We start from the raw sequence: 17013 nt of genomic DNA on the forward strand, positions 1-17013 counted from the left end.
ATTGCATTCCATCCGTTCAGCGAATCGATCGCTGTTCAGACGGTTTCCGATTTGATGTTGTTATTGCGTTCCATCTGCTCGGCGACCTGATCGGCGCGCCAGATGCTGTTGATGACATGGACCAGGGCCTGGGCCGAGGACTCTATGATGTCGGTGGCCAGCCCCATGCCATGGAATTTGCGACCCTTGTACTCGGCGACTATGTCAACCTGGCCGAGGGCATTCTTGCCTTCACCCTTGCCCTTGAGTTCGTACTTGTCGATGCGGATCTCGTAGCCGGTGATGCGGTTGATGCACTGATAGACAGCATCCACAGGACCGTTGCCGGTGGCCGCTTCGCAGATCAGATCCTGGCCCACCTTGAGCTTGACCGAAGCGGTGGCGAGCACAGAGCTGCCGCTCTGCACGCCCAGATACTCCAGCTTGAAGTGCTCGGGCTCCTCGTGGATCTGGCTGAAGAAGGCCAGCGCCTCGAGATCGTAATCGAACACCTGCCCCTTCTTGTCGGCCAGGGTCAGGAACTTGCCGTAGAGGTGGTCGAGATCGTAGCTGCTCTCGGCATAACCCATGCTCTCCATGCGGTGCTTGATCACGTGGCGGCCGGAGCGGGAGGTCATGTTGAGGTTGTTCTGGGTGAGGCCGATGCTCTCGGGGGTGATGATCTCGTAGGTGTTCTTGGCCTTGAGCACGCCGTCCTGGTGAATGCCGGAGCTGTGGGAGAAGGCGTTGGCCCCGACGATGGCCTTGTTCGGCTGCACCGGCATGTTGCACAGCTGGCTGACCAGCGTGCTGGTACGGTGGATCTCGTTGTGGCGGATGTTGGTGTGCACCCCGAGCAGGTCGGCGCGGGTTTTCAGGATCATCGCCACCTCTTCCAGAGAGCAGTTGCCCGCACGCTCGCCGATGCCGTTGATGGTGCACTCTATCTGGCGCGCCCCCATCTGCACGGCACTGATGGAGTTGGCCACCGAGAGGCCCAGATCGTCGTGGCAGTGCACCGAGATGATGGCCTTGTCGATGTTGGGCACCCGGTTGAACAGGGTGTGGATGATGCCGGAAAATTCGGTCGGTACCGTGTAGCCCACAGTGTCCGGGATGTTGATGGTGCGGGCGCCCGCCTTGATGGCGGCTTCCACCATGCGGCAGAGATTATCGATCGGCGTGCGACCCGCATCCTCGCAGGAGAACTCCACGTCATCTGTGTAGCGCAGGGCGTGCTTGATGGCGCCGACCCCCATCTCCAGCACGTCTTCGAAGCTTTTCTTCAGCTTGCTCTCCACATGGATGGAGGAGGTGGAGATAAAGGTGTGAATACGGAAGGCCTCGGCAACCCGCAAGGCTTCGCCTGCAGCATCGATATCCTTGGGCAGGGCGCGGGCGAGGGCACAGACCCGGCTGTTCTTGATGTGACGGGCTATGGTCTGCACCGATTGAAAATCACCGGGGGAAGAGACAGGGAAGCCCACTTCCATGATGTCGACACCGAGTCGTTCCAGCGCCTGGGCAATCTGCAGCTTCTCCTTGACCGTCAAGCTGGCCGACAGCGCCTGCTCGCCATCACGCAAGGTGGTATCGAATATGATGACTCGATCTGACATGTGACTTCCCTCTTCCTAAGTTCGGTGCGTGCATCCTGCATTGGCATAAAAAAACCCGTGCGGGGTGCACGGGTTTTTGTAAATTCCGGCTATGCCTTAGCCCGGCTACAAGGATCCCGCGCGAGGAGTCGCGATTAGGGGGAGCAGTAGTAGCAGAGCGGCAATATGCATGATGACTCAATCCTTCCAGTCGATAACGCTACTACCAATATCGAGATTTTTATGCTGTGTCAACTCGAAAGGACAGGTTCAATTCACTGTGTTATTTAATCGGATTGTAAAGGAGTGCAAATTTCCTTGTCCCATATTCGGTTCATGCCTGATTATCTGGTCGTTCCTGCTGTACTCGATCACCCGCACAATCAGATCGACTTATCAGCCCTTGCTGAATTATCTGAGGTATTCCATGGAAAAGCGCAGACCTGGCCGTCCGGTCGGACGTTCCGACATTCGTGACAAGCTGCTCGCCGCCGCACGCGAACGTTTTCTCAACACCCCCTACAGCAAGGTGACGACCCGTGAGATCGCCGAGCTGGCCGGCTCCAATCTGGCGATGATCCACTACTACTTCGGCAGCAAAGAGGGCCTCTACAAGGCGGTGCTGGGGGATGTGGCCGAGCCGCTGGATCAGGCCTGGCATGACGAGAGCAGCAACCGCAGCCTGACCGATCTGCTCAATACCTACTATCAGGTGATGGCGCCGAACAGCGAGCTGACTTCCGCCATCTCCAGCGCATTATCAACCGAAAAAAGCCCAGGGCGGGATTTTGTATTGAATCGTCTGCTGGAGCGTCAGCTGCCCCAGTTCGATGCCCTGCTCGAATCCATGCGCTCCAATGGTCAGCTGGGTGACAACCTGGATCCCGAGATGCTGAAGATCTCCTTCCTCAGCATGATGTGGCAGCCCTTCGTGATGAAGGATCTCTACGAGCAGGTGTTCGGCCTGACGGTGGACGAGAGCTTCATGAGCCGGTTGGCGGCCCACAACTGCCAGTTGATGGAGAACGGGCTGCGCGGTTCCCTGAACTGAGTCTTCCCGGGTAATAGCTGAAAAAGGGCCGCATGGCCCTTTTTTGCATGGTTCATGTCACAAATCTGTTATCTCTCCTTCAACCAAGTGTCACTGCGCCGCCCTAGTCTGCATTCAAGACTCAAGGGAAGGGGGCGTGATGAACAAGATCCAGCAATGGGACCTGCGGGTGTGCCGTGTCTGTCTGCTCCATCCCTACAACCGGCCACAGGCCAGGATCAGTCGGGTCATTTCTCGTACCGGTGACGGTCCCCTTTACGCCGTGCTGGCCGCCTTGCTCTGGTGGCAGGGGGAGGCGCAGCGGGAAGTGGTACAAGTCGCCCTGCTGGCCTTTGCCGCCGAGCTGCCGCTCTATCTGCTGCTCAAGAATGCCCTGAGACGCCAGCGCCCCGTGGGCTTGCCGGTCTTCATCACCCCCTCCGATCGCTACAGCCTGCCCTCCGGCCATACCGCCGCCGCCTTCCTGATGGCCACCGTGCTGGCGGCCAGCTTCCCGCTCTGGGCACCGCTGCTGTTTCTCTGGGCCATCCTGGTCGGGGCGTCGCGGCTGCTGCTCGGGGTGCACTATCTGAGCGATCTGGTGGCTGGCGCCCTGCTCGGGGGCGGCTGCGCCCTCTGGGCCCTTAACTGGAGCCAGGGATGAGGATACTGTTTGGAGTACAGGGAACCGGCAACGGTCATATCAGCCGCAGCAGGACTCTGGCGCGTGCCCTGAAGAGCAGGGGGATAGAGGTCGACTACCTGTTCAGCGGGCGCGCCGCCGACGGCTACTTCGAGATGGGGGAGTTCGGGGACTATCGCACCTTCCCCGGCATCAGTTTCGTCAGCCATCAGGGCCGCATCTCGGGCTGGCGCACCCTCAAGGGACTCTCTCCCCTTCGCTTCTGGCAGGACATGCGGGCCCTCGACTGCCGGGATTACGATCTGGTGATCAGCGATTTTGAGCCACTCAGTGCCCATGCCGCCCGGCGCTGGCAAAAACCCAGTCTGACCATCAGCCATCAGGCCAGCTTCGACTGGCCCATTCCGCGCTGGGGGGAAAGTGGTTTCAACCGCCAGCTGATGCGCCACTTCGCCCCGGTGCGCCGCTCTCTGGGGCTGCACTGGTTCCACTTCGGTCAGCCGCTGCTGCCCCCCATCATAGATCCCATGACCCCGGCCCCGGACAACCAGCAGATCCTGGTCTATCTGCCATTCGAGCAGACAGAGCAGATAGCTGCGCTGCTGTCGCGCTTCAACCAGCAGCGCTTCGTCTGCTTTCACCCCGGCCTTCGCAAGGCCAGCCAATGGCGCAACATCCGCTTCGAGCCTGCGGCCCGGGAAGGGTTCAAGCTAGCGCTGGCCGGTTGCCGGGGTGTCATCAGCAACGCGGGGTTTGAACTTGCCTCGGAGGCGCTGTCGCTCGGCAAGAAGCTGCTGGTCAAGCCGCTGGGCGGCCAGTTCGAGCAGCTGACCAACGGCAGGACCCTGGAGCTGATGGGGCTGGCCCAGTTGATGGAGACGCTGGATGCCAATGCGTTGAGAACCTGGCTCGAGGCACCGTCACCCGGGCGGATCCGCTACCCCGATGTGGCGGGGGAGCTGGCCGACTGGCTGCTGGTTGGTGCCAAGGAGGAGCTGGCCTCTCTCTCCCGCCGCCTGTGGGCCAGGACCCTCTTCCCGGAGGAGGTGTGCGATCGCCTCAGCGAACTGGCGGGCAATCCGGCATTGGCCCGTCCCTGGTTATCGCAACTCAGCGCCTTTGACTAGACTGAGTTGATCCCATCAAGGAGAGGACGGACAACATGCGCTTTACCAATGAAAACGGCGACACCATGACACTGGCAGACAATCTCACCCTGCATGAGCTGCTCGACATGGGGGTCAGCATCTCGGTCTGTGAAGAGGCGGATCCGGATCAGCAGATCTGGCTGGTGGAGCCGGAAGACGAGCACTAAGACGGGATGGTTTTGACGGCCCGCCCTCTGGGGCGGGCCATTTATTTCCATCCCTGCCCAGATTGGCAGCATGATCCGCTAGTTTCCCCCCCATACTCCCCGCTTTGTTTCCGGTCTGGTGACCAAGTCACTGAATGTTAATAGCTGTTTGAAATTTATGACTGTTCTGGTCAGACAAAGCCGTGGACAAGCGTTCACAAGCGGGTTAAGTTGGTTTTTCACCCGCTTTTCGGGTGAATGATGGAAAAAACCTATTTTTCTACTATCGACGGCTCCGAACTCGCCTGGTCTGGATGCAGACAACAACAAGAGACGGATCGGCGCTGCCGGGAAGCAGCGGACTGTCGGTAGCTTTCGCTTAACGGAGCAAAGCCTGGAGGGCTTTATCATGGAGATGTTATCAGGCGCCCAGATGGTGGTTAGAGCGCTGGAAGATCAGGGAGTTGAGCATGTCTTCGGCTACCCTGGTGGCTCAGTGCTCGACATCTATGACGCTCTCTTCGAAAACGGCAAGATGGAGCATGTCCTGGTGCGGCACGAGCAGGCCGCGGTGCACATGGCGGACGGTTACGCCCGCTCCACCGGCAAGGTGGGCACTGTGCTGGTGACCTCGGGTCCCGGCGCCACCAACTGCATCACCGGCATCGCCACCGCCTACATGGACTCGATCCCCCTGGTGATCCTGTCCGGTCAGGTGCCGACCAGCATGATAGGGGAGGACGCGTTCCAGGAGACCGACATGATCGGCATCTCCCGCCCTGTGGTGAAGCACAGCTTCCTGTGCAAGAAGGCCAGCGAGATTCCCGACGCCATCAAGAAGGCCTACTACATTGCCGCCAGTGGCCGCCCGGGGCCCGTGGTGGTGGACTTGCCCAAGGACGTGCAGAACCCGAAAGAGAAATTCCCCTACCAGTATCCCGAGTCCGTTTCCCTGCGTTCCTACAATCCGACCAAGGCCGGACACAAGGGCCAGATCAAGCGGGCCGCCAAGCTGCTGACCGAGGCGAGCCGCCCCGTCATGTACGTGGGCGGTGGCGCCATCAACGCCAATGCGGATCACCTGGTGACCAAGCTGGCAGAGCTGTTGAACCTGCCGGTGACCACCACCCTGATGGGACTGGGGGCCTTCAGCGGCACCCATCCGCAATTCATCGGCATGCTGGGGATGCATGGCACCTTCGAAGCAAACAAGAGCATGCACAACGCGGATCTCATCTTCGCCGTGGGTGCCCGCTTCGATGACCGCGTCACCAACAACGTGAGCAAGTTCTGCCCCAACGCCACCATAGTCCACATCGACATAGACCCCACCTCCATCTCCAAGACGGTACAGGCCCATGTGCCCATCGTCGGCTCGGTGGAGACCGTGCTGGAGCAGATGCTGGAAGTGATCCGCGAGTGCGGCTTCGACAACGACAAGCAGGCGCTGGCGGACTGGTGGAGCCAGATCGATCAGTGGCGCTCCCGCAACTGCCTGGCCTACGAGACCCACCCCACCCTGATCAAGCCGCAGCAGGTGATAGAGGCGCTCTACAAGGTGACCAAGGGGGAGGCCTTCGTCGCCTCCGACGTGGGTCAGCACCAGATGTTCGCCGCCCTCTACTATCCGTTTGCCAAGCCACGCCAGTGGATCAACTCCGGGGGCCTCGGCACCATGGGCTTTGGCATTCCGGCCGCCATGGGGGCCCAGTTTGCCAACCCGGATGCCGTGGTCTGCTGCGTCACCGGTGACGGCTCGGTGCAGATGAACATTCAGGAGCTCTCCACCTGCATGCAGTACGGGGTGCCCATCAAGATCATCTCCATCAACAACCGTGCGCTGGGCATGGTCAAGCAGTGGCAGAAGATGTTCTACGGCGGCCGTCACAGCCACTCCTACATGGAATCCCTGCCCGATTTCGTCAAGCTGGCGGAAGCCTATGGCCACGTCGGCATCGCGGTGAGCGATCCGGCCGAGCTGGAGAGCGCCATGGAGAAGGCCTTCGCCATGAAGGATCGGCTGGTGTTCATGGATATCTCGGTCGACCCGGATGAGCACGTCTATCCGATGCAGATCAAGTTTGGTGCCATGGACGAGATGTGGCTGAGCAAGACGGAGAGAACCTGATGAGGCATATCATTTCAGTACTGCTGGAGAACGAATCCGGCGCCCTGAGTCGCGTGGTAGGTCTCTTCTCCCAGCGCGGCTACAACATCGAGACCCTGACGGTGGCCCCCACCGAGGATCCCACTCTGTCCCGCATGACAATCGTCACCATGGGTGACGAGCGGGTGCTGGAGCAGATCCAGAAGCAGCTGCACAAGCTGGTGGATGTGCTCAAGGTGTGTGACCTGAGCGAAGGGGAACACATAGAGCGGGAGATCGCCCTGGTCAAGGCGCGCGCCGCTGGTGGTGCCCGCGACGAGCTGAAACGGCTGGCGGACATCTTCCGCGGCCAGATCGTCGACGTCACCCCGGAGCAGTACACGGTGCAGCTCGTCGGGACGAGTGAGAAGCTGGACGCCTTCATCAAGACTGCCGCCCAGACCAACGAGATCATCGAAGTGGTGCGCTCCGGCGTTTGCGGTATCTCCCGGGCCGACAAGTCCCTGCGTCCCTGATATCAGGGGCTGGTAACCTATCCCATAGGGGCTCTTCGGAGCCCTTTTTCATGGACGCAAGGGAAGGAGGGCGCTGGCTAGCGCTGTCATTTTCTTTCAAATGATCGGTAAACTATCCACAAAAGCTGTGGAAAACTCTGTAGATTAGCGGTGTGTCTGGCGTTAGTTAGCTGATCTTAAAGGGATATTCTGATTTGATCCTGACTGGATCGCAATTGTGCAATCCCCCTGCGCGGGTGTGAGTGTTTGCTTATCGCCGGCCCCTTGCCAGGAGGCGTTCGCGGCCAGTCCGGCGGATCCTGCGAGGATCCGGATTTGATCTCGCCGATCAACAGATCCCTGTCCGCCATAAAAAAACCCGCCTCTCGGCGGGTTTTTCACAGGGTCAGCGCTGGGCGATATTACTCGGCCTGGGCTGCCTGGATACCGGTCAGGGCTATGGTGTAGACGATGTCGTCTACCAGGGCGCCACGGGACAGGTCGTTGACCGGCTTGCGCATGCCTTGCAGCATGGGGCCGATGGAGACCAGTTCTGCGGAACGCTGTACCGCCTTGTAGGTGGTGTTGCCGGTGTTCAGGTCCGGGAACACGAACACAGTCGCTTTACCTGCGACTGGTGAGTTCGGTGCCTTGGACTTGGCCACGTTCTCCATGATGGCCGCGTCGTACTGCAGCGGGCCGTCGATGATGAGGTCGGGGCGCTTGGCCTTGGCCAGCTCGGTCGCTTCACGCACTTTCTCTACGTCAGCGCCGGCGCCAGAGGTACCGGTGGAGTAGGAGATCATGGCGACGCGCGGCTCTATGCCGAAGGCGGCAGCGGAGTCGGCGGACTGAATGGCGATCTCGGCCAGCTGTTCGGCGCTCGGATCCGGGTTGATGGCGCAGTCACCGTACACCAGCACCTGATCAGGCAGCAGCATGAAGAAGATGGAGGAGATCAGGGACGAACCCGGGGCCGTCTTGATGATCTGCATCGGCGGACGAATGGTGTTGGCTGTGGTGTGCACGGCGCCGGAGACCAGACCGTCCACTTCGCCACGCTCCAGCATCATGGTGCCCAGCACCACGTTGTCTTCCAGCTGTTCGCGGGCGACCACTTCGGTCATGCCCTTGTTCTTGCGCAGCTCGACCAGACGCGGCACATAGCGCTCGCGCACTTCCAGCGGGTCGATGATCTCGACGCGATCGGTCAGTACCACACCCTGCTGTTCGGCGACGCGACGGATCTCTTCCGGGTTGCCCAGCAGCACCGGACGGGCTATGCCACGCTCGGCACAGATGGCGGCAGCCTTGATGGTCCGCGGCTCTTCCCCTTCCGGCAGCACGACGCGCTTGTTGGCCTGACGGGCCAGCTCGGTCAGCTGATAGCGGAACGCCGGCGGGCTCAGGCGACGGGAGCGGGTGGACTTGGCAGAGAGAGACTCGATCCAGTGCTTGTCGATGTGGCCAGCCACATAGTCCTGCACCAGTTCGATACGCTCGCGGTCATCTTCCGGGATGTCGACGTTGAAGTTCTGCAGGCTGACGGCGGTCTGCCAGGTGTTGGTGCCGGTGATCATGATCGGCAGGCCGGTGGCCATGGCCTGTTGGCACAGGGCGATGACTTGCGGCTCAGGGTGGTAGTTGCCGGTCAGCAGCAGGGCACCCAGCTTGACGCCGTTCATGGCGGACAGGCAGGCGGAGACGATGACGTCGGAGCGATCGCCTGAAGTCACCAGCAGGCTGCCCGGACGGAAGTGCTCGATCATGTTGTGGATGGAGCGGGCACAGAAGGTCACGGTCTGCAGGCGACGGCTGTCCAGCTCACCCTTGTGCAGGATCTTGGCGGCCAGGTGCTTGGCGAGATCCTTGGCGCGCGGGGCGATCAGCTGGGTGTTCCAGGGGATGCAGCCGAGGATGCGCAGCGGGCTCTTGCCGAACACCTGCAGCACTTCCAGGTTGTGGGCGGTGTCGGAGGTGTGGTGATGGGCCTCGAACATCTCGGTCAGATCGGGGCGGGTCACGCCGTGCTCGTCAACCGGTGCACCCACCTTGTTGATGACGCAGCCCACGATACGCGGGTTGTTGACGCCACCGAAGTTGGAGCAGGCCAGCTCGATGCGCTCTTTCAGCTTCTGGCTGGAGTCATTGCCCGGATGGGTCACGAACACCATGTCGGCGTCCAGCGCCTTGGCGACGTCGTAGTTCAGCTTGTTGGCAAAGGGCTGCTTGTCGGTCGGCACCAGGCCTTCGATCACCACCACTTCGGCACCGCTGGTCTTCACATGCTCTTCGAAGCGAGCCACTATCTCTTCCAGCAGGATATCTGTGTTGCTGGAGGTGATCATGTTCTCGGCATAGGAGAGGGCGAACGGCTCGGGCGGGTTGATGTTGGCGGCGGCGCGGATCACGGCGGTGGAGCGCTCGGTACCGGTTTCACCCGGACGCGGCTGGGCAACCGGTTTGAAGAAGCTGACATTGACACCGTGACGTTCCATGGCGCGAACGACGCCAAGGCTCACGGAAGTTACGCCGACACCAGTGCCGACCGGGATGAGCATAATAGTGCGTGCCACTTATTACCCCTTGTTCATTTTTTGGGATCAGGAAAAGGCCGCCCTGGGGCGGCCTTGCTCTACAGCTAATTTATGCGCCGACCAGTTCCAGCGCGTCGTGGGCGATGACCCACTCTTCGTTGGTCGGGATAACCAGGGCCTTGGTGGAGCCAGCCTTGGTGATCTCGCCACCCTTGCCGAAGCGTGCCTTCAGGTTGGCGTCGTGGTCGACGTCAAAGCCCAGCAGGCCCAGCTTGTTCAGGGTGATCTCACGGATCGGGGCGGAGTTCTCGCCGATGCCGCCGGTGAAGACCACGGCATCCAGACGACCGTCCATGGCGGCGGCGTAAGCGCCGATGTACTTGGCCAGACGGTAGCAGTACACGTCCATGGCGCGCTTGGCTTCTTCCTTGCTGTCGTAGTTGTCTTCAACGAAACGGCAGTCGGAGGTGACTTCGGTCAGACCCTGCAGGCCGGATTCCTTGGTCAGCATGGTGTTGATCTCGGCGACGCTCATGCCCAGCTTGTCGTGCAGGAAGAAGATGATAGCCGGATCGATGTCACCGGAACGGGTACCCATCACCAGGCCTTCCAGCGGGGTCAGACCCATGGAGGTGTCGACGGATTTGCCGTTCTTGATGGCGCAGACGGAGCCGCCGTTGCCCAGGTGGCAGTTGATGATGTTCAGCTCTTCGACCGGCTTGTTCAGCTGCTTGGCGGCTTCCAGGCTGATGTAGTAGTGGCTGGTGCCGTGGGCGCCGTAGCGACGGATGCCGTTCTCTTTGTAGAGCTTGTACGGCAGGGCGTACAGGAAGGCTTCTTCCGGCATGGTCTGGTGGAAGGCGGTGTCGAACACGGCGACGTTCTTCTCGGCCAGCTCAGGGAAGACCTTGAGGGCGGCACGGATGCCGATCAGGTGAGCCGGGTTGTGCAGCGGAGCGTAAGGAATAGCGGCTTCGATACCGGCGATCACGTCTTTGCAGATCCGCACGGAAGAAGTGAATTGCTCGCCGCCGTGTACCACGCGGTGGCCGATGGCAATCAGGTTCTTGGACAGTTCAGGGTTGAGCGGCAGGATCTTGTGGACGATGTAGTCCAGTGCTTCCTGGTGAGCGGCACCGGCACCCAGATCGGCACTGCCCTTCTCGCCGTTGAGCTTCCACTTGATGCGGGCGTCGTCGAGGTTGAAGCACTCGGCCAGGCCGGACAGCAGATCATCACCGGTGGTTGCGTCAATGACAGCAAACTTCAGGGACGAGCTGCCACAGTTAAGAACAAGAACCAGCTTACTCATGAATAAATCCTATCGCAGATTGGGTTGGGTTGGAGGATGCGCCGGACGCGGTGCGCCCAAAAACTATCAACTTATCCTTATGAGGGTTGGCAATCTGTTGCTTGCCCCTTGTATAGTGATACAAGACCCGGAATTCTGACGTCCCTGACAGGCCAGCAGCAAACCACTGGCGTAAAAATTGGGCGTACAAAGGATAACCTGATTGTTGAAAAATAACAAAGTCATCCTCAACCTTTGTTATTGCCTCTCAAATATTGTCGAGGTTTTGCCGTTAATACGTTCAAAAAGAGCTCGGAGGTAGTATGAGCATGAACATTTTTGGAACTAAATTACAGCAAGGCCGTCATTATATGACTCTTTGGCCGCGCCGTCCCGAGCTTAATTCCATGTTCCCGGAGAATCGGGTGATCAAGGCCACCGAGTTCGCCCTCAGGGTCATTCCGGCGCTCGCCGTGCTCAGCGTCATGCTGCAGTTTCAGTTCGGCGAGTTGCACTACTGGCCCTCCGTGATGGCCTCTGTGTTGTTCCTGCTCAGTCTGCCGCTGCAAGGCTATTACTGGCTCGGCCAGCGTGCCGATACCCGTCTCCCGCCCTCCCTCGCCAACTGGTACAGGGAGATTAACGGCAAGATGAACGAGCAGGGCGGTCATCGTCAGCTGGTGGCCCGACCCCGTTACGAGGAGCTGGCCGACACCCTCAACGCCGCCTTCAAGCAGCTGGACAAATCCTTCCTCTACGAATAGCCCCGGCAGGGGAGCAAAAGGCGCCACCAGGCGCCTTTTTCACATTCAGGCGGCCAGTACCTTGCTGATCTCCTGGATGGAGAGCTTGTACTGACGGGGGCACTGACGCCAGGCCGCCAGCATGCGCTGGTACTTGTCGCGCATGGCGATGTCGCTGGAGAGCTCGTCACAGGGGCAGGGCAGCTCGGGGAAGCGCTTGTCCACCTCCAGCAGGAAGCAGACATAATCCGCCAGTTCCCGCTCCTGGCTGCGGCTGTAGCCGTTGAAGGCCAGGCGACTCTCGTTCACCTCGGCCCGGGTACCTGCGTCTAGGTTGCCCCAGGAGATGGCCAGCGCATGGTGCAGTTCCAGGGTGTCCAGTACCTCCTGGCAGGTGGCGAGATCCAGATGGCCGAAGCTCTTCTCCAGCTCGAGGATCTGCAGGCAGTAGCCACGCTCGACTATGGTGCTGGCCCGCTGGTAAAACGCCGCCTTCTCCGGGTTGAGTTTGGCCAGGATCTCGTACTGATTGCTCAGGATCAGGCGTTCGGTATGGCTCATGTTCATGGGCTGTCTCACTGGAAAATGAATCTGGGGCCACGTTAACCCATATCCAGGATGAATTTTTTGATCTGATAGGGGAGGTTGGCGAGAAAAACGGGGAGGAGGGCGCAATAGGGGCGCTGCTTTTGGCAGGAGATTCCCGGCGCTTGCGTGGCAGAATGGGGGCAAATGAACAGGGCCTGCATCTGCAGGCCCTGTTGTCGCCTCTGGACTGGCGGGGGTCAGCCCTTGACGAGGTCGAGCACCACCTGATGGTGATCGCTGGTCTTGAACTTGTCGAAGCGATGGGCCACCTTGCCCTCCTCATCGATGAGGAAGCTCAGCCGATGGATGCCATCGTACTCCTTGCCCATGAACTTCTTCGGGCCCCAGACGCCAAAGGCATCGGCCACGGCGTGATCCTCATCGGCCAGCAGCCGGAAGTTCAGGCTGTCGCGCTCCTCGAACTTCTTCAGGCGCTTGGCCGGATCCGGGCTGATGCCGAGCACGACCACGTTGAGAGCGGCCAGTTCGGCATTGACGTCCCGCAGGCCGCAGGCCTGGGTGGTGCAGCCCGGGGTCATCGCCTTGGGATAGAAATAGATGAGCACCTTCTTGCCCCGCAGGGAGGACAGACTGACCTGCTGACCATCCTGATCGGAGAGGGAAAAATCGGGGGCCTGAGTACCAACTTGTAGTGGTTGCATGGGGTCTCCTCGGATAAACGCCGTCAGGCGTATTTGTGATTGACGATGAACTCGAATGACTCGGCACCCAGTTCACGACAGAAATCGGCGAAGGCCGTTTTCGAGTCGGCCGCCTCGCCCTGCTTGGCCTGATTGAGCTGGAAATTGGCCTTGAGCAGGTTGAAGGGTTGCTGCTCGAGGGTGACGGTCTGCATGGCCTGGATGTCCCAGCCGTGATCGCTGAAGAACTGGGTGCACTGGCTTACGATGCCCGGCTGATCCCGGATCAGCACCTCGGCGCTGGCGCTGATGTCATATTGCAGGGAGTGGTGGCGCTCGGTGCGCTTCATCATGGTGATGAGATCCCACTCCTGGCTGCGCAGGGGGAGGCTTATCTCAAGCTGCATCAGGCTGTTCCAGTCACCGGACAACAGCATGATGAAAGTGAATTCGTTACCGAAGATGCCAAGACGGCTGTCGACAATGTTGCAACCGCAGCCACTGACGTGACGGGTAACCTCATTGACGATGCCAGGCCTGTCCGTGCCGATGGCCGTTACGACCAGGTAGTGAGTCATAAATCGTCTCTCGTCCATTTATTGCGAATGCGGTGAGAGCGAGCGCCTGATGGGCATGACGCCCTGCTCCGGGCCCTCTCCTGCCCTCGTGCATCCATACGTTTTGTGGCGGATGGTAACACGGCTTCTCCCTTGCCTCCCTTGTTTTTCAAAAGGGGCAGCTTTACCATTACGCCCCTGAAAATCGGGAGAAATATCCATGTTACGCGGTAGTATTGTTGCGCTCGTTACCCCCATGCTGGCCTCGGGTGACATCGATTGGACCAGTCTGGCAGCCCTGGTGGAGTATCATGTCGGTGCCGGCACCAGTGCCATAGTCGCGGTGGGCACCACGGGAGAGTCGGTCACCCTGAGCGAGCAGGAACATATCGCCGTCGTGGAAAAGACCGTCGAGTTCGCCGCCGGTCGCATTCCGGTCATCGCAGGTTGCGGCTCCAACAGCACTGCCCACGCCATCGACCTCTCCCGGCGTTTCGCCCAAACCGGCGTGGTGGCGGGCCTCTCGGTGACCCCTTATTACAACAAACCCACCCAGGAAGGTCTCTATCGTCACTATTGTGCGATCGCCGAGGCTAGTGGTCTGCCTCAAATTCTCTATAATGTGCCCGGTCGCACCTGTTGCGATCTCAAACCGGAGACCGTGGCTCGTCTGGCCAAGGTTCCCGGCATTATCGGTTTGAAAGAGGCGACGGGTGATTTGAGCCGCACCCCGCTGCTGCGCGAGTTGTGCGGGCCGGATTTCGCGCTTTATAGTGGCGATGATGCCAGCGGATGTGATTTTATGCTGCAAGGGGGCGATGGCGTCATTTCGGTCACCACCAATATTGCGGCGCCCCAGATGGCCGACATGTGTCGTGCTGCGCTGGCCGGTGATGCCGGGCAGGCTCATGACATCAACAATCGATTGATGCCGTTGCATCAGACTCTGTTCTGCGAACCGAGTCCCATCCCGGTGAAGTGGGCCTGTGCCCGACTGGGATTGATGGCGACGGCGACCTTGCGCCTGCCGCTGACCGACCTCACCCCCGAGGGGGAACAGGCGATGGCGCGAGCACTGACGACTGCGGAGTTGATGGCGAGTGTTTAAAGCAAATGGAAAGGGAAATGCAGTGCGCCTGGTGCTGAGTGTCGCGACTGTTGCCGTGTTGGCAGCCTGTAGCTCACCCCAGGATCGCAAGATGGCCAACCGTGGCTTCGAGTATGAAGAGAGCCGCCTCGAAGGTCGCGCCTTCCTCGTGCCCGCCGGGTTGAGTACCCCCGCCTTTAACAGTAATTTCGACATTCCGGCCCTGCCGGAGAGCAGCCGCGAAGGTGCCATCGGCGCCAAGGTGGACGTGCGTCCGCCAGCCCAGCTGCTGACGGTGGTCCCTGGCAGTCAGGTGGTGGCCAAGGCCGGCGAGCCTACTCTGGCCTTCTATGCTCTGAGCACCAGCCAGAGCGTGGAGCGCGATACCTGGGCCTTCCTGATGAACTTCCTGGCCCAGCACAAGGTCACCACAGAGAAGCTGGATCAGCAGGCCGGCGTGTTGCAGACCGGCTGGTTTGACAACTCCGCCGCCCTCGATGGCTGGGCGGAGGAGGACGAAGACTTCCGCATCCGTCAACGCTACCAGTTCACCCTCAGCAACGACCTGCAGCGTCACGCCGTCAACATGTCGGTACGGGTGCTGGATCATGAAGAGACCATAGACGGCGAGACCAGCACAGTGCTGACCCCGGCCGATGCCCAACGTTATGCGACCCGGGCGCTGAACCAGTTCTCCCTCTACTACGACAAGCAGCTCAAGGCCCGCGAACAGCACAAGTCCACCGATGGCATGGGCCTGGAGCTGGGTCTGGACAACAACGAGCTGAGTGCCTGGATCGCCGATGGTTCCTTCGAGCAGGTCTGGCGCCGTCTCAATCAGGTGTTGCCGGCCTACGGTTTCACCATCAAGGACACCCAGCAGTCCCTGGGCTGGATCGACGTCGAGTATGACGAGCCTAATGCCGAGTTCTGGCAGGCCAAGGGGGCCGAGCCGTTCAAGCTGGAGGAAGACCAGTATCGCTTCCAGCTGGGCGAGATGGCCGGAGGCAAGACCTCCATCACCCTGTTCGACAAGGACAAGAAGCCGGTCGCATCCGGTGTCATCTCCCAGATGTATATCAGCCTGTCCGAGGCCTTTGCCAAAGGCGTGGCCGATCAGGCCGCTAAAGCAGAATAGAAACAGGGGCCTGGTGCCCCTGTTTTGTTATGCGGAGTCCGCGCCAAGGGCCCTCCTGGGAGCCTGCCCCGGCAGAGGGGCCTAGCGCTGTTTAGCTGAATGAATCCCTCGTAGACAGGAGCCTGATGCGCCTGTCTTGTCAGTCCCACAACAGGAAGTGTTATTAGCCATGAGTCTTGCAGATCAAGTATTGGCGGTGAATGACGATTTGCCGATCCGTACCGATAAACCTGTCCATTCCGGCAAAGTGCGCAGCGTCTACTGGTTGACCCCCGCAGACAGTGCCCGGCTCATAAGAGAGAAAGGCTATGATGTGCCCGCGGATACGCCGCTCGCCCTCATGGTGATCAGCGACCGCATCTCGGCCTTCGACTGCATCTGGCAGGGTGTGGATGGCTTGAACGGCGTGCCGGGCAAGGGGGCTGCACTCAATGCCATCTCCAGCCACTGGTTCAAGCTGTTCAAGGAGAAGGGACTGGCGGACAGCCACATCCTGGATATCCCACACCCCTTCGTCTGGATAGTGCAAAAAGCCCGCCCCGTGATGATTGAAGCCATCGCCCGCCAGTACATCACCGGCTCCATGTGGCGTGCCTACAAGGACGGTGAGCGGGAATTCTGCGGCATCACCCTGCCGGAAGGGCTGAAGAAGGATCAGAAGCTGCCCGAGATCCTTATCACCCCCTCCACCAAGGGTGTGCTGAAAGGGCTGGACGGCGTGCCGGAAGCGGACGACGTCAACGTCTCCCGTGCCGACATAGAGCGCCACCATAATGCCTTCGGCTTCCGCTCCCCTGCGGACATAGACAGCTATGAAGCCCTGCTCAAGGACGGTTTCAACGTCATCAGCGAGGCTCTGGCCGCGCTGGATCAGATCTTCGTCGACACCAAGTTCGAGTTTGGCTATGTCCAGGATGCCGCCGGTCGCGAGAAGCTCATCTACATGGACGAAGTGGGTACCCCCGACAGCTCCCGCATCTGGGACGGCGCCGCCCTGCGCAATGGCGAGATCGTCGAGAAGTCCAAAGAGGGCTTCCGCCAGTGGCTGCTGAACCACTTCCCGGATCCGGACATCCTGCTCAACAAGAACCGCATGCCGGAACGCTTCGCCCTGGCCCGGGACAACAAGCTGCCCACCGAGGTGATGATGGACATCTCCCATACCTACGTGGGGATCGCCGAGAAGGTCATAGGTCACAAGCTGGTGCGCAGTGCCAATCCCAAGCAGGAGATCATCGAGGTGCTGCGCGAGCAGTACGGTCTGATCGACTGAGGCTGACCGCCTT

Annotated in this window: 16 protein-coding genes; 10 read left to right on the top strand and 6 right to left on the bottom strand. The window is 60.2% G+C overall.

Features of this window, described 5'->3' with window-relative positions:
- Window positions 1-35 precede the first annotated feature (35 nt).
- Window positions 36-1598 (bottom strand): 2-isopropylmalate synthase, encoded by a 1563-nt coding sequence (leuA, locus tag ACFWHB_RS04030; RefSeq protein WP_289983395.1) that lies wholly within the window; start codon window positions 1596-1598, stop codon window positions 36-38.
- Window positions 1599-2004: 406 nt separating this feature from the next.
- On the opposite strand from leuA, the gene ACFWHB_RS04035 reads away from it, so the two are divergent.
- The 6 genes from ACFWHB_RS04035 (at window position 2005) to ilvN (ending at window position 7166) form a co-directional block, all read left to right on the top strand.
- Window positions 2005-2628, top strand: coding sequence for a TetR/AcrR family transcriptional regulator (locus ACFWHB_RS04035; RefSeq protein WP_005323843.1), 624 nt, complete (start codon window positions 2005-2007; stop codon window positions 2626-2628).
- 139 nt (window positions 2629-2767) lie between these two features.
- A complete protein-coding gene (locus tag ACFWHB_RS04040) occupies window positions 2768-3271 on the top strand; it encodes a phosphatase PAP2 family protein (RefSeq protein ID WP_111912257.1) in 504 nt (167 codons plus the stop codon).
- Window positions 3268-4377: an MJ1255/VC2487 family glycosyltransferase gene (locus tag ACFWHB_RS04045; protein WP_395949509.1), complete on the top strand. Its 1110-nt coding sequence runs from the start codon at window positions 3268-3270 to the stop codon at window positions 4375-4377. Before ACFWHB_RS04040 ends, ACFWHB_RS04045 begins: the two co-directional genes overlap by 4 nt.
- Window positions 4378-4412: 35 nt before the next feature.
- Window positions 4413-4565: a hypothetical protein gene (locus tag ACFWHB_RS04050; protein ID WP_163155678.1), complete on the top strand. Its 153-nt coding sequence runs from the start codon at window positions 4413-4415 to the stop codon at window positions 4563-4565.
- 388 nt (window positions 4566-4953) lie between these two features.
- Entirely contained in the window at window positions 4954-6672 is a 1719-nt protein-coding gene (locus ACFWHB_RS04055) for an acetolactate synthase 3 large subunit (RefSeq protein WP_111912261.1), read from the top strand.
- Window positions 6672-7166 carry an acetolactate synthase small subunit gene (gene ilvN, locus ACFWHB_RS04060; protein WP_025328160.1) on the top strand — a complete coding sequence of 165 codons (495 nt, stop codon included), beginning with the start codon at window positions 6672-6674 and terminating at the stop codon, window positions 7164-7166. Before ACFWHB_RS04055 ends, ilvN begins: the two co-directional genes overlap by 1 nt.
- 401 nt (window positions 7167-7567) lie before the next feature.
- On the opposite strand, the gene pta is transcribed toward ilvN, so the two are convergent.
- Together pta and ACFWHB_RS04070 are read right to left on the bottom strand one after the other, a co-directional pair.
- Window positions 7568-9721, bottom strand: a complete 2154-nt coding sequence (gene pta / locus ACFWHB_RS04065; protein ID WP_106885900.1) for a phosphate acetyltransferase — start codon at window positions 9719-9721, stop codon at window positions 7568-7570.
- Window positions 9722-9791: 70 nt separating this feature from the next.
- Window positions 9792-10994, bottom strand: a complete 1203-nt coding sequence (locus tag ACFWHB_RS04070; protein ID WP_025328158.1) for an acetate kinase — start codon at window positions 10992-10994, stop codon at window positions 9792-9794.
- Between the two features lie 302 nt (window positions 10995-11296).
- On the opposite strand from ACFWHB_RS04070, the gene yfbV reads away from it, so the two are divergent.
- Window positions 11297-11737: a terminus macrodomain insulation protein YfbV gene (gene yfbV / locus ACFWHB_RS04075; protein WP_025328157.1), complete on the top strand. Its 441-nt coding sequence runs from the start codon at window positions 11297-11299 to the stop codon at window positions 11735-11737.
- A gap of 45 nt (window positions 11738-11782) precedes the next feature.
- Here yfbV and ACFWHB_RS04080 read toward each other — a convergent pair whose 3' ends face one another.
- The 3 genes from ACFWHB_RS04080 to ACFWHB_RS04090 all read right to left on the bottom strand — a co-directional run bounded on the left by ACFWHB_RS04080 (window position 11783) and on the right by ACFWHB_RS04090 (window position 13523).
- A complete protein-coding gene (locus tag ACFWHB_RS04080) occupies window positions 11783-12283 on the bottom strand; it encodes a YfbU family protein (RefSeq protein ID WP_005323826.1) in 501 nt (166 codons plus the stop codon).
- 218 nt (window positions 12284-12501) lie between these two features.
- Window positions 12502-12966, bottom strand: a complete 465-nt coding sequence (bcp, locus tag ACFWHB_RS04085; RefSeq protein ID WP_106885901.1) for a thioredoxin-dependent thiol peroxidase — start codon at window positions 12964-12966, stop codon at window positions 12502-12504.
- Window positions 12967-12989: 23 nt separating this feature from the next.
- Window positions 12990-13523, bottom strand: coding sequence for a glycine cleavage system protein R (locus tag ACFWHB_RS04090; protein ID WP_025328154.1), 534 nt, complete (start codon window positions 13521-13523; stop codon window positions 12990-12992).
- 199 nt (window positions 13524-13722) lie between these two features.
- On the opposite strand from ACFWHB_RS04090, the gene dapA reads away from it, so the two are divergent.
- The 3 genes from dapA to ACFWHB_RS04105 all read left to right on the top strand — a co-directional run bounded on the left by dapA (window position 13723) and on the right by ACFWHB_RS04105 (window position 17000).
- Window positions 13723-14610 carry a 4-hydroxy-tetrahydrodipicolinate synthase gene (gene dapA / locus ACFWHB_RS04095; RefSeq protein ID WP_163149587.1) on the top strand — a complete coding sequence of 296 codons (888 nt, stop codon included), beginning with the start codon at window positions 13723-13725 and terminating at the stop codon, window positions 14608-14610.
- A complete protein-coding gene (gene bamC, locus ACFWHB_RS04100) occupies window positions 14603-15727 on the top strand; it encodes an outer membrane protein assembly factor BamC (protein ID WP_395949510.1) in 1125 nt (374 codons plus the stop codon). The genes dapA and bamC overlap by 8 nt, the downstream gene beginning before the upstream one ends.
- Before the next feature lie 169 nt (window positions 15728-15896).
- Complete coding sequence (locus ACFWHB_RS04105; RefSeq protein WP_395949511.1) at window positions 15897-17000, top strand: phosphoribosylaminoimidazolesuccinocarboxamide synthase; 1104 nt, start codon at window positions 15897-15899, stop codon at window positions 16998-17000.
- Window positions 17001-17013 lie beyond the last annotated feature (13 nt).

Origin of the sequence: Aeromonas mytilicola subsp. aquatica, from assembly GCF_044336385.1 — a bacterium.
Taxonomy (GTDB): domain Bacteria; phylum Pseudomonadota; class Gammaproteobacteria; order Enterobacterales; family Aeromonadaceae; genus Aeromonas; species Aeromonas rivipollensis.

Bases quoted from the DNA above. Each gene is read 5' to 3' on its own strand.
- dapA (WP_163149587.1), top strand. From the start codon at position 13,723: ATGTTACGCGGTAGTATTGTTGCGCTCGTTACCCCCATGCTGGCCTCG.
- ACFWHB_RS04050 (WP_163155678.1), top strand. From the start codon at position 4,413: ATGCGCTTTACCAATGAAAACGGCGACACCATGACACTGGCAGACAAT.
- bcp (WP_106885901.1), bottom strand. From the start codon at position 12,966: ATGCAACCACTACAAGTTGGTACTCAGGCCCCCGATTTTTCCCTCTCC.
- ACFWHB_RS04035 (WP_005323843.1), top strand. From the start codon at position 2,005: ATGGAAAAGCGCAGACCTGGCCGTCCGGTCGGACGTTCCGACATTCGT.
- ACFWHB_RS04055 (WP_111912261.1), top strand. From the start codon at position 4,954: ATGGAGATGTTATCAGGCGCCCAGATGGTGGTTAGAGCGCTGGAAGAT.
- ilvN (WP_025328160.1), top strand. From the start codon at position 6,672: ATGAGGCATATCATTTCAGTACTGCTGGAGAACGAATCCGGCGCCCTG.
- ACFWHB_RS04080 (WP_005323826.1), bottom strand. From the start codon at position 12,283: ATGAACATGAGCCATACCGAACGCCTGATCCTGAGCAATCAGTACGAG.
- leuA (WP_289983395.1), bottom strand. From the start codon at position 1,598: ATGTCAGATCGAGTCATCATATTCGATACCACCTTGCGTGATGGCGAG.
- ACFWHB_RS04090 (WP_025328154.1), bottom strand. From the start codon at position 13,523: ATGACTCACTACCTGGTCGTAACGGCCATCGGCACGGACAGGCCTGGC.
- ACFWHB_RS04070 (WP_025328158.1), bottom strand. From the start codon at position 10,994: ATGAGTAAGCTGGTTCTTGTTCTTAACTGTGGCAGCTCGTCCCTGAAG.
- ACFWHB_RS04105 (WP_395949511.1), top strand. From the start codon at position 15,897: ATGAGTCTTGCAGATCAAGTATTGGCGGTGAATGACGATTTGCCGATC.
- yfbV (WP_025328157.1), top strand. From the start codon at position 11,297: ATGAGCATGAACATTTTTGGAACTAAATTACAGCAAGGCCGTCATTAT.
- ACFWHB_RS04045 (WP_395949509.1), top strand. From the start codon at position 3,268: ATGAGGATACTGTTTGGAGTACAGGGAACCGGCAACGGTCATATCAGC.
- ACFWHB_RS04040 (WP_111912257.1), top strand. From the start codon at position 2,768: ATGAACAAGATCCAGCAATGGGACCTGCGGGTGTGCCGTGTCTGTCTG.